Consider the following 12,150-nt stretch of genomic DNA (forward strand, 5'->3'; position numbering starts at 1 on the left):
GTGAACGGGCTTTGAACCAGGGGGACTTGAATGGCTGAGACGACAAAAGTGGGCAGCGTTGCCTATGCTAAGCGAGAAAGTGATTATTTCGAAAAACGCGGCCTGACCCGCTATGCGGGCATCTGGTCGCTGTGGGCGCTCGGCGTCGGCGCGGTGATCTCCGGCCACTTCTCGGGCTGGAATTTTGGCTTCATGACCGGCGGCTGGGGCGGCATGCTGGTGGCCGGCGTGATCATCGCCATCATGTATATGGGCCTGGTCTCCTCGATCGCCGAGATGAGCCCGGCCCTCCCCCATACCGGGGCGGCCTATTCCTTCGCGCGCACCGCCATGGGGCCATGGGGCGGCTTCATCACCGGGCTGTTCGAGAACGTCGAATATGTGCTGACGCCGGCGGTGATCGTCACCTTCATCTCGGGCTATTTCGGCTCGATCACCGGCATGGACACGGCGCTCTATCCAATCCTGTGGATTGTGTTCTATGCCATTTTCCTCGCGCTCAACATCTATGGCGTGGCGCTGAGCTACAAGGTGACGCTGGTCGTTACCCTGATCTCGCTGGCGGTGCTGGTGGTGTTCTGGATCTCGGCCTTCACTCATATGGACTTCGGCCGCTGGGCGCTCAATATCGGCGCCGGGCCGGATGGCAAGGCAGTGGAGCTGCCGGAGGGTAATGGCTCGTGGTTCCCGTTTGGCTGGCAAGGTGTTCTGGCCACCCTGCCCTTCGCGGTGTGGCTGTTCCTCGCCATCGAGCAGGTGCCGCTGGCCGCCGAGGAATCGGTCGATCCCAAGCGTGACCTGCCGCGCGGCATCCTGCTGGGTTTTGCCACGCTGCTGCTGTCGGCCTTCATGATCGTCCTGCTCAATCCGTCGGTGGCGGGCATTGGGTCCTTCGCGCTCGGCTCCTCGCTGGAGCCGCTGCTCGACGGCTTCCGCGCCATCTATGGCGATGCGGGCGCCACCGTGCTGGGCCTGGTGGCCCTCACAGGTCTGATCGCTTCGTTTCACACCATCCTCTATGCGCAGGGTCGGCAGGTTTATTCGCTCAGCCGCGCCGGCTATTTCCCGTCGGCGCTGTCGGTGACGCATCCGAAGTACAAGACCCCCCATGTCGCCATGATCGCCGGCGCATTGCTGGGCCTTGCGGTGATGCTGATCATCTGGTTCGCCAATGGCGGCGGCGGTGCTGGCGAAACCCAATTGGGTGACGACATCATCGGCACCGTGCTGCTCAACATGGCGGTGTTCGGCGCGATGCTGAGCTACATCATGCAGGGGATCAGCTTTATCCTGCTGCGTCGCAACCAGCCCAATATCGAGCGGCCGTTCAAAAGCCCGGTGGGCATTCCGGGCGCCGTCATCACCATCATCATCGCGGCGGTGACGCTGGGCTACCAGATGCAGGACCCGAACTTCTTCAAGGGCGTGATCTGGGTGGTGCTGTGGTGCGCCGTCGGCATCGTCTACTTTGCAATTGTCGGCCGTCACAAATTGATCCTGTCGCCAGAAGAAGAATTCGCGATGGAACACCAGAAGGCGTAACCCGAAGGGCGCTTGGCTTTCGTTGAGCGCCCCTACCCCACAGAGTCATTCCCGCGCAGGCGGGAACCTCTGTTTGCAATTGCGGCATCGATAACGGAGGTTCCCGCCTGCGCGGGAATGACCCGGTGGGCAATTAGCCCGCCGGTAAGAACAAAAAGAGGAACTACCCATGGCTGCCTACACCCTCGACGCGCTCAAGGCCGACGTCGCCGCCGGCACGATCGACACCGTCCTCGTCGCCTTTCCCGATATGCAGGGGCGGCTGATGGGCAAGCGGCTGCAAGCCGAGTTTTTCCTCGAAACCGCCCATGACGAAACCCATGGCTGCGATTACCTGCTGGCCGACGATATCGATATGGAGCCGGTGCCGGGCTATGAGGCCGCCAATTGGGCCAAGGGCTATGGCGATTTCGTGCTGAAGCCCGATTTGACGACGCTGATGAAGGCGACTTGGCTCGAGGGCACGGCGCTGGTGCTGTGCGACGTGCTCGACCATCACCATCACGAACCTCTGCCGCACAGTCCCCGGGCCATCCTGAAGCGCCAGATCGAGCGGCTGGCCGCGATGGGCTATACCTGCAACGCGGCCACGGAGCTGGAATTCTACCTGTTCGACGATGATTTCCGCACGGTGCACGATAAGGGCCACCGCAACCTCAAAACGTCCGGCTATTACATCGAGGATTACCACATCTTCCAGACGACCAAGGAAGAAGGGGTGATGCGGGCGCTGCGCAAGCACCTGCAGGCCTCGGGCATTCCGGTGGAAAGCTCCAAGGGCGAATGGGGCCCGGGGCAAGAAGAGATCAACGTCAAATATGCCGACGCACTGACCATGGCGGACCGGCATGTGGTGCTCAAGAACGCCACCAAGGAAATCGCCTACGCGCAGGGCAAGGCCGTGACCTTCATGGCCAAATGGGACTTTGGGCTGGCCGGCTCATCGAGCCACATCCACATGTCGCTGGCCGATATGGCGGGCAAGCCGGTCTTCGCCGATCCCACCGCCGACCGCGGCATGAGCCAGACCATGGCGCATTTCATGGCCGGGCAGATCGCCCACGCGCGCGACATCACCTATTTCCTCGCGCCCTACATCAATTCCTACAAGCGCTTCCAGGCCGGCACGTTCGCGCCCACCAAGGCGATCTGGAGTTCGGATAACCGCACGGCCGGCTTCCGCCTGTGTGGCGAGGGCGGCAAGGCCATTCGCGTCGAATGCCGCATCGGCGGGGCAGATCTAAACCCCTATCTGGCGATGGCCGCACTGATCGCGGCCGGCATCAAGGGCATTGAGGACAAGCTGCCGCTGGAGCCCGCTTTCGTTGGCGACGCCTATGTCACTGAAAAACTGCGCGAAATTCCCAAGACCCTGCGCGAAGCCACCGAAACGCTGCGCCACTCGGTGCTGCTGCGCGAGGTGTTCGGCGAGGACGTGGTGGGACACTATGTCCACACGGCGGAATGGGAGCAGTTCGAGTATGATCGGCGGGTAACCGACTGGGAGCTCAAGCGCGGTTTCGAGCGCAGCTAGGCATTGCCTCGCTTCGACGCCAGTGCTTATTGAGACCGTAATTTTCAAACACGGTGTCATTCCCGCGAAAGCGGGAACCCATTCTTCGACCTGCCAGACAGCCAGAATGGTTTCCCGCTTTCGCGGGAATGACGCCGTGGGATTCAAGGATATGCCATGACCGAAACCGTCAAAATCATCTCGCCCATCGACGGCAGCGTCTACGCCGAGCGGCCTTTGGCCAGCGGCGCGGAGATCGATGCGGCCGTGACGCGGGCCAAGGCGGCGCGGCACAGTTGGCATGAGATCACTGTGGCCGAGCGGGCCAAGGTGATGAGCCATTTCGTCGATGCGCTGCTGGAAATGAACGACGAGATCGTGCAGGAACTGGCCTGGCAGATGGGGCGGCCGGTGCGGTTCGGTGGCGAGAAGCGCGGGGTCGAGGAACGCGCGCGGCACATGATCGCCATTGCCGAGGACAGCCTCAAGCCGATGGAAAAGACCGGTAAACCAGGCTTTACGCGGTATATCACCCGCGAGGCTTTGGGCACAGTAATGGTGATCGCGCCGTGGAATTATCCGTTTTTGACGGCGGTCAATTCAATCGTGCCGGGGCTGATGGCGGGCAATGCGGTGATCCTCAAGCATGCGAGCCAAACGCTGCTGGCGGGCGAGAGATTTGCCGAAGCCGCCAAGCATGCTGGACTTCCTGAAGGGATTTTCCAGAACCTGGTGCTGGGCCACGCGGATACCGAAAAACTGATCGCCTCGGGCGCCATCGACCACATCAATTTCACCGGCTCGGTCGAGGGTGGCCGCCGGATCGAGAAAGCGGCGGCGGGAACGTTCGCCACGCTCGGGCTGGAACTGGGCGGCAAGGACCCTGCCTATGTGCGGGCCGACGCCAATCTCGACAATGCGGCCGAGAACCTCGTGGATGGCTCGTTCTTCAATTCGGGGCAGAGCTGCTGCGGGGTGGAGCGGATTTATGTCGACGCGAGCGTCTATGACGGCTTCGTCGAGCGGTTCGTGGAGAATGCCAAGGGCTGGACACTGGGCAATCCGCTGGATGAAGCGACCATTGTCGGACCGATGGCGCGCGGAAACTTCGCCGATCACGTGCGCGGGCAGACCGCCGAGGCCGTGCGCGGTGGCGCGAAGCGGCATTTGAATTCCAAACATGCACTCGACAAGGACGGCTCGCCGTACCTGGCACCGGAGGTGTTAACCAACGTCAATCACCAAATGAGCGTGATGCGCGAGGAGAGTTTCGGGCCGGTCGTGGGCATCATGAAGGTGGCCGACGATGACGAGGCGATCACGCTGATGAACGACAGCCCCTATGGGCTGACCGCCTCGATCTGGACCGAGGACCTCGATGCCGCCGGCAAGATCGGCGCGCGGGTCGAGACCGGCACAGTGTTCGCCAATCGCTGCGATTATCTCGATCCGGCGCTGGTCTGGACCGGGGTCAAGGACACCGGCAAGGGCGGTGGGCTGAGCGAGATCGGCTACGCGAACCTAACCCAGCCGAAGAGTTTTCATCTCAAGCACGCCTAGTGGCACGCCTTCGTGGTTCGAGGGTCGCTGCGCTCCCGCCTCACCATGAGGGCTACTGGGGGTTCAATCAAAGTAGCCCTCATGGTGAGGTGCGAGTTCTTCACGAGCCTCGAACCACGAGGGCGTGCCACCGGAGGCCATTATGACCAAAGCCAACTGGAACTACCCAACCGCCGTCAAGTTCGGCGCCGGCCGCATCGCCGAACTGCCCGAGGCGCTCAAGACCGCCGGGATCAGCCGGCCGCTGCTGGTGACCGATGCGGGGCTGGTCAATCTGCCGGTGACGCAGAACACGATCGCGCTGCTCAAGGCGGCTGGGATCGATGTTGGCGTGTTCGCCGAGGTGAAGCCAAACCCGATTTCGGCGAATGTGGAAGCCGGCATCGCCGCCCTGAGGGCCGGCGGCTATGATGGCGTAATCGCGTTCGGCGGCGGCTCGGGGCTGGATACCGGCAAGGTCATCGCCTTCATGGCGGGCCAGACGCGACCGATGTGGGATTTCGAGGACGTGGGCGACTGGTGGACGCGCGCCGATCCCAAGGGGATTTTCCCCATCGTGGCGGTGCCGACCACGGCCGGGACCGGCTCGGAGGTAGGCCGCGCCGGCGTGATCACCGACGAGACGACGCATACCAAGAAGGTGATTTTCCACCCGCTGATGATGCCTAAAGTGGTGATCGCCGATCCGGAATTGACGGTGGGCATGCCCAAATTCATCACCGTGGGCACGGGCATGGACGCGCTGGCGCATTGCCTCGAAGCCTACTGCGCACCGGGCTACCACCCGCTGGCGGATGGTATCGCGGTCGAGGGCATAAGGCTGGTATTCGAGAACCTGCCCAAGCTTTATCTCAATCCAAACGACATCGAAGCGCGCGGCCACATGATGAGCGCGGCGGCGATGGGGGCGACGGCCTTCCAAAAGGGGCTGGGCGCCATCCATGCGCTGAGCCATCCCGTCGGCGCGCTTTACGACACCCATCACGGCATGACCAATGCGGTGTTCATGCCCTATGTGCTGGCGGTCAACCGCTCGGCCATCGAGCAGCGCATCGCGCGGCTGGCGGCGTATCTGGGCCTGTCGCCGAGCTTCGAGGCGTTCCAGCACGCGGTGCTGGCGCTGCGGCAGCGACTGGACGTGCCCAATACGCTGCGGGAGTTCAATGTGGATGACAGCAAGCGCGACCTGATCGGAGAGATGGCGATTGTCGATCCGACGGCGGGCGGCAACCCGATCGAACTGACCAAGGCGCGGGCGCTGGATATATTTGATAGGGCGTTGAACGGCTGGGTTTGAATCTACTCCGCGTCACGCAGTCGTCACCCTTCTCCCCTTGAGGGAGAAGGTGCCCGAAGGGCGGATGAGGGGTCAGCGATGCAGCAGCGTTCGCGGTGTACCCCTCACCCTGACCTTCCGCTGAACGCGTCAGGTCGTCCCTCTCCCTCAAGGGGAGAGGGTTAGGCTCGGAGGTCAGCCCACTAGTTCCGCCACCGTCTCCGCCGACCCAATCTCGAACAGGCTTTCCAGGTGCTCGATGACGGTGCCCCGGAACACCTCGTTCTCCGGCAAGTCCGTGCCGAACACTTCCGTCAAAGCCGATAGCCCATCAAACAGCGCCTCCGGGTCATCCCCCGCCCCCGCCGCGATGGCCATCATGCGCATCGCCAGCGGGTCTTTAACATCAATCGTATCGCCATTCTCGTCGATGCCCATGACGTAGCGCATCCAGGCGGCGACGCCCAAAGCCAGATGCGTGATGGGCTGGTCGGCCTTTAGGCGATCACGGATGGTGCCGAGCAGGCGTTGCGGAAGTTTTTGCGTACCATCCATGGCGATCTGCCAAGTGCGGTGCTGCAGCGCCGGATTGCGGAAGCGCTCCAGCAATTGATCGCGATAGCCTGCCAGATCGACGCCGGGCATGTCGAGGGTGGGGATGGCCTCCTCGGTCATCAGATTGTGGATCAACTTGACGAATGCCGGATCGCCCATGGCGTCGGAGACGTATTGGTGGCCGGCCAAATAGCCCAGATAGGCCAGCGTCGAGTGCGACCCATTGAGCATGCGCAGCTTCATGCGCTCGAAGGGCTCGACATCCTTGACCACTTGGGCGCCGACGGTTTCGAAGGGCGGACGGCCGGCGGGGAAATGGTCCTCAATGACCCATTGGGTGAAGGGCTCGGTCATGATCGGCCAGGCGTCTTCGAGGCCGGTCAACGATGTGACCATGGCGCGGTCGGCGTCGGTGGTGGAGGGCACGATGCGGTCGATCATGGTGCCGGGGAAAGCCACATGTTCGGCGACCCAGGCGCCCAGAGCGGGATCGCGCAATTCGGCGAAGCGGACCACGATGCGGCGAGTGGTGGGGCCGTTGGAAGGGAGATTATCGCAACTCATGACCGTGAAGGGGCGGACATCGGCGGCGCGACGCTGGGCCAGCGCGGCGACGATCATGCCCGGTGCACTGCGGGGGGAGTCGGGATTGGCCAGGTCATGGACGATATCGGGGTGGTTGGGATCGAGCTCGCCGGTCGCGGGGGCGTAGCAATAGCCCTTCTCGGTGACGGTCAGCGAGACGATGCGGATGGCAGGCGAGGCCATGAGATCGAGCAGTTCGCTGCGCTGGGTATTGGCGTCGAGTACCTTGAGGACCGAGCCAATGACACGGGCCTTAGTGCCGGAGGCGTCGCGCACGGCGACGGTATAGAGCCCGTCCTGCGGCTCCAGCGCCTCCTTGGTATCGGGACGGCGGAGGCTCGCACCCACAATGCCCCAGTTCGGATTTGTCGCCAGCAGGCTATCGACATAAACCGCCATATGGGCACGATGGAAGGCGCCGATGCCGAGATGAACGATGCCGGGGGTCACCGTGCTGCGGTCATAATCGGGGACGGCAAAGCCCGTGGGCGATCCGGGAATAGTTTTGGCGCTCAGGCGGGTCATGACGGCAGAATCTCCAAACGATGGGCGCAGCATAATGCCTTCCAAACTTGTATGGAAGGCTGCAGGCGTTGCTGTAATCTTGCGGCGCAACAGGGTTTGACGGCATAACCCAGTCTGACGCAATGGAGGTTTGAGCTTGGCACAGCGGTTCGTGAGCATTGGCGAGTGCATGATCGAGATGGCCGGAGGCGAGGATCGCCAGTACCGGCTGGGCTATGCGGGCGATACGCTCAATACGGCCTGGTACATGCGGGCGTTGCTCGGGGCCGACTGGTCGGTGGATTATTTCACCGCGCTGGGCGAGGACCGCTATTCGGGCGATATCCGGGCGTTCCTGGATAGCAATGGCATCGGCACGCAGTTCATCGGCACGGTGAAGGGGCGGCGGCCGGGGCTCTACATGATCCATCAGGAACATGGCGACCGGCACTTCACCTATTGGCGCGACCAATCGGCGGCCAAGCTGATGGCCGAGGACAAGGATGCGCTGAACGTGGCGCTGGAGGGCGCCAGCATGGTATATTTCTCGGGCATCACCATGGCGATCCTGCATCCGCGGGCGCGGGGGCGGCTGCTGGGAGCGATCGTGCGGGCGCGCGATGCAGGGGCGAAAATCGTGTTCGACCCCAATCTGCGACCGGCGCTGTGGAGCAGCCAGCGGGTGATGGCCTCGATGCTAACGGCGGCGGCGAGCGTGTGCGATATCGTCCTGCCGACGCATTCGGACGAGGCGCCGGTGTTTGGCGACGCCTCGGTGGAAGAGACCGCCGAGCGGTATCTCGAACTGGGGGTCGAGGAAGTCGTGGTCAAGGACGGGGCCAATCCGGCGCTGATCGCGACGGCGGGCGAGCGGGTGACCGTGGCGCCGAAGCCGGGTGCGGTGGTGGTGGACCCGACGGGCGCCGGGGATTCGTTCAACGGGGCGTATTTGTCGGCGCGACTGGCGGGGAAGTCATTGCGCGAGGCTGCCGAGGCGGCGCATCGGGTGGCGGGGATTGTGATCGGGCAGCGTGGGGCGTTGGTGGAGCCGAGGTTGGTTAGATAGCTCTTTCCTCACCTCGCCCCTCCGGGGAGAGGTCGACCCTCTTGGGTCGGGTGAGGGGCTTTCCCCATGCGCCGCACTCAGTAAAGGCCCCTCACCCGGCGCTACGCGCCGACCTCTCCCCGGAGGGGCGAGGTGAAAAGGCCCAAGCCTCAGTCCACAAGCAGCTTGATACGATTGCCGAACGGGTCCTGGGTTTCGATGCCGCCGTCGATATCCAGCACCGGCGCCTTGGCGGCGGTCAGGCGGGTGCGGACGCCTTCGAGCGTTGCCACATCGGGCAGCACAATGGTGAACCAACGGAGACCCGCGGCACCGGCGGGCGGCAGGCCGGCATTCTCGCCAGACCAGATATTGAAAGCGATGGTGTGGGGCGCGTAGTCGAGCCCGACATCGCCCATGCCGAACGAGGTGATCAGCAGGAACCCGGCAAAACCGATGACGTCGCGGTAGAAATCCATCGCCATGTGCAGGTCGTTGACGTGGACATGGACGTGGCCGATGCGCGTGCCGGCGGGCATGGAGGCGACCAGCACCGGCTTATCGCCCAGCTCGTCGAGCAGGCCGTCGAGATCGATCGGCTCGCGGCCGGAATGCGGCTTGCCCTCGGTGGTGACGGCGTAATGGCCCAGCTTTGGATCGGCCAGCGTGCCGCGCCATGGGGTTTCAAAGGTGATTTCGATGCCGTTACGGTCGAGGTCCCACAGGTAGATCGCCTCGGACACCAAGTGATCGGTGGGCGAAATCTGCACCTGGCGCTGCAACGCGCGGACCGCCATCTGGGCCAGGTCGGGCCGTGTGGGGACGTGAATGGCGACGTGATAGAGGCCGATGGTGCGCGGCACCGAGGGGCGAGTAGCGCCGGTTTCAAGCACGATCAGCGGCGTGCTGCCCGCGCCCAGGGTCAGCAGGTTGCCGGTTTCGGAGATGAGCTCAAGGCCGACGACATCGCGCCAGATCGAGAGGGCCCGCGCCTTTTCGGTCACGGCGATGTGGACCGGGCCCAGTCGGGTGGTCAGCGGCAGGATGGGGGCGGAGCGGACGTCGGTCTGGATGCGGGCATCGATCATGATGGCCTCCCAATAAATGTGTCTTGCGCTGATATAGGCCCGGCCGGTCGTTCCCACCATGACTGCCAAGGCGAAGGCATTGTTCGTCAATGCTGAGCCAAAGCCAGCTAATGAAAACGCCGGGGATTGCTCCCCGGCGTTTTCTATTCTCCGGCGATGGCTAGGCCCTTGGTCAGCTCCAGCGCCTGCCGCTCGAACAGGCGGCGGTAGATGCCGGAGGGCTGGCGCACCAGCAGTTCGTGGGTGCCTTCCTCGACAATGCGGCCCTTGTCGAACACCAGCAGGCGATCCAGCGCCCGCACCGTCGACAGACGGTGGGCAATCACCAGCGTGGTGCGGCCGACCATCAGGCGTTCCATCGCGTTCTGGATCAGCACTTCGCTTTCGCTGTCGAGGCTCGATGTCGCCTCGTCCAGGATCAGGATCGGCGCGTCGGCGAGGAATGCCCGCGCGATGGCCACGCGCTGGCGTTCACCGCCCGACAGCTTCACCCCGCGTTCGCCCACCATCGTCTCATAGCCCTTGGGCAGCGAGACGATGAAGTCATGCGCCGAGGCCTGCCTGGCCGCCAGCTCGATCTCGGCGCGGGTGGCGCCGGGGCGGGCGTAGGCGATGTTCTCGGCCAGCGAACGGTGGAACAGCACCGGTTCCTGCTGCACGATGGCGATCTGTTGGCGCAGGGACGCCTGCTTCACGTCGGCGATGTTCTGCCCGTCGATGACGATCTGGCCCTTGTTGACGTCATAGAGACGCTGGATCAGCTTGACGAAGGTCGTCTTGCCCGAACCCGAATGACCCACCAGCCCGACGCGCTCGCCGGGCGCAATTCTGACCGAGAAATCCCGGTAGAGCGCGGTGGCGTGCGAGCCATACTGGAACGTCACGTTCTCGAACGCGATGGCACCCTTGCCGATGGCGATCGGCTTGGCGCCCGGCTTGTCATCGATCCCCAGCGACTGGCTGTGCAGGGCCACCAGTTCCTCCATGTCGTTGACCGAACGCTGCAGGTTACGCACGTGCTGGCCGACGTCGCGCAGATGGCCCGACAGCACGAAGAACATGGTCAGAACGAATGTGATGTCGCCCGGCGTGGCGGCGCCCTGCTGCCACAGCAGCAGAGCCGTGCCCAGGATCGCCGTCTGCATGATGACCATCATCAGGCCCTGGGCGCCGCCGTTGAGCGTACCGCGCTGCCAGGTGCGGCGGGTGCGCTTGCGCCACTTGCCAACCACATGGGTGAGCCGTGCCTCCTCGCGGGTTTCGGCACCGAAGGCCTTGACCACCGGGTTGCAACTGACCGCATCGGCCAGCGCGCCGCCCATGCGGGTATCCCACGCATTGGCGAGTGTCGCGGCAGGCGCAACGAAGTTGACCGACAGCCAGACCGTAACGAACACGTAGATGATCGAGCCGAGGCCGACCACCAGGCCCATCACCGGCCAGGCGAGACCCAGGATCACCGTGGCGCCGACCAGCATGGTCAGCGACGGCAAAAGCGCGGTCAGCAGCACGTCATTGAGCAGGTCGATGGCGCCCATGCCGCGGGTGATCTTGCGCACGGTGGAGCCGGCAAAGCTGTTGGCATGCCAATCGGTCGAGAAACGCTGGACGCGATGAAACGCGTTCGTGGTCACGTCGCTCATGATGCGCAGCGTGAAGACGATGATGTTGAAGAACACGAACTGGCGCAGCACCACCGAAGCCAGATAGAGCCCCGACATGGTCAGGAATGCCGCGACCGCGGCGCCCCAATACTGGGCATCCTGGCCATTGCCCGACGCCACGGCATCGACCATGTGGCCGGCGAAAAGCGGGCTCAGGGCTTCGGCCAGGGTAGCCAGCAGCACGAGCCCGCCGATCAAGGCGGCGCGGACGGGCTGTTGGCGCCAATAGCCAAAGGTAAAGCCCAGGACATTGCGAAACGCGTCGGCACTGAAACCGGATTTCTTGGACGACATAATGGTGACCCGGCCACGATTTTGGCGCGCCGGCCCTCTGGGGTAGACATGAAAGGCACAACCGTGACGGGAGAGGAAAATAGTCCCGGCAGATGCAGAAGGGTTGTGATGAAAGACCGCGGGCGGCACCAGGGCGGGCCGCGGATGGGTACCTAACCTCGACGAGGCAGCGGATTACCCATCGGGGAATTGGTGAACATATCTGTCATGCAACGCCTCCCCGAAGTTCGATTTTGAGCGGTGGACGATTTGTAACCAAACCGGCAGGCTTTGCCAACCGGGAAAATGTCCCCAATGTGACAGGTGTTGCAGGGATGCAACGGGAGGGCACGATGGAGTAGCGGCCGCCCCCACCCATCCTCCCCCTCGAGGGGGAGGAGTTGCTCCACTCCTTAAACTCGATTGAGTGCCGACCACAGAAGGAACTCCTCCCCCTCCCAGGGGGAGGGGGGTGGGGGTACTTATTGTATCGGCGACCATCCCATTCTTGCCCTTGCCTTGCCGCGATGGCTGGTTAGGGTAAT

Annotated in this window: 8 protein-coding genes; 5 read left to right on the forward strand and 3 right to left on the reverse strand. The window is 63.5% G+C overall.

Annotated elements, in window-relative coordinates:
- Positions 1–30: 30 nt before the first annotated feature.
- The 4 genes from JWR51_RS06725 (at position 31) to JWR51_RS06740 (ending at position 5,912) form a co-directional block, all read left to right on the forward strand.
- Complete coding sequence (locus JWR51_RS06725) at positions 31–1,542, forward strand: amino acid permease (protein ID WP_299745402.1); 1,512 nt, start codon at positions 31–33, stop codon at positions 1,540–1,542.
- A gap of 169 nt (positions 1,543–1,711) precedes the next feature.
- A complete protein-coding gene (locus JWR51_RS06730; RefSeq protein WP_299745404.1) occupies positions 1,712–3,076 on the forward strand; it encodes a glutamine synthetase family protein in 1,365 nt (454 codons plus the stop codon).
- Between the two features lie 156 nt (positions 3,077–3,232).
- Complete coding sequence (locus JWR51_RS06735; protein ID WP_299745406.1) at positions 3,233–4,615, forward strand: aldehyde dehydrogenase family protein; 1,383 nt, start codon at positions 3,233–3,235, stop codon at positions 4,613–4,615.
- Between the two features lie 142 nt (positions 4,616–4,757).
- Entirely contained in the window at positions 4,758–5,912 is a 1,155-nt protein-coding gene (locus JWR51_RS06740; protein WP_299745407.1) for an iron-containing alcohol dehydrogenase, read from the forward strand.
- A gap of 174 nt (positions 5,913–6,086) precedes the next feature.
- Here the strand turns inward: JWR51_RS06740 and JWR51_RS06745 are convergent, their stop codons facing one another.
- Positions 6,087–7,556, reverse strand: coding sequence for a mannitol dehydrogenase family protein (locus tag JWR51_RS06745; protein ID WP_299745409.1), 1,470 nt, complete (start codon positions 7,554–7,556; stop codon positions 6,087–6,089).
- Positions 7,557–7,692: 136 nt separating this feature from the next.
- Here JWR51_RS06745 and JWR51_RS06750 point away from each other — a divergent pair, with 136 nt between their 5' ends.
- Positions 7,693–8,601 carry a sugar kinase gene (locus JWR51_RS06750; RefSeq protein ID WP_299745410.1) on the forward strand — a complete coding sequence of 303 codons (909 nt, stop codon included), beginning with the start codon at positions 7,693–7,695 and terminating at the stop codon, positions 8,599–8,601.
- A gap of 149 nt (positions 8,602–8,750) precedes the next feature.
- On the opposite strand, the gene JWR51_RS06755 is transcribed toward JWR51_RS06750, so the two are convergent.
- Positions 8,751–9,668: a VOC family protein gene (locus JWR51_RS06755; RefSeq protein WP_299745413.1), complete on the reverse strand. Its 918-nt coding sequence runs from the start codon at positions 9,666–9,668 to the stop codon at positions 8,751–8,753.
- A 143-nt stretch (positions 9,669–9,811) separates the two neighbouring features.
- Positions 9,812–11,626, reverse strand: a complete 1,815-nt coding sequence (locus JWR51_RS06760) for an ABC transporter ATP-binding protein (protein WP_299745415.1) — start codon at positions 11,624–11,626, stop codon at positions 9,812–9,814.
- Positions 11,627–12,150: the final 524 nt, after the last annotated feature.

Origin of the sequence: Devosia sp., assembly GCF_028290625.1 — a bacterium.
Taxonomy (GTDB): domain Bacteria; phylum Pseudomonadota; class Alphaproteobacteria; order Rhizobiales; family Devosiaceae; genus Devosia.

Coding starts and splice junctions, on each gene's coding strand:
- JWR51_RS06725 (WP_299745402.1), top strand. CDS start 31: ATGGCTGAGACGACAAAAGTGGGCAGCGTTGCCTATGCTAAGCGAGAA.
- JWR51_RS06730 (WP_299745404.1), top strand. CDS start 1,712: ATGGCTGCCTACACCCTCGACGCGCTCAAGGCCGACGTCGCCGCCGGC.
- JWR51_RS06735 (WP_299745406.1), top strand. CDS start 3,233: ATGACCGAAACCGTCAAAATCATCTCGCCCATCGACGGCAGCGTCTAC.
- JWR51_RS06740 (WP_299745407.1), top strand. CDS start 4,758: ATGACCAAAGCCAACTGGAACTACCCAACCGCCGTCAAGTTCGGCGCC.
- JWR51_RS06745 (WP_299745409.1), bottom strand. CDS start 7,556: ATGACCCGCCTGAGCGCCAAAACTATTCCCGGATCGCCCACGGGCTTT.
- JWR51_RS06755 (WP_299745413.1), bottom strand. CDS start 9,668: ATGATCGATGCCCGCATCCAGACCGACGTCCGCTCCGCCCCCATCCTG.
- JWR51_RS06760 (WP_299745415.1), bottom strand. CDS start 11,626: ATGTCGTCCAAGAAATCCGGTTTCAGTGCCGACGCGTTTCGCAATGTC.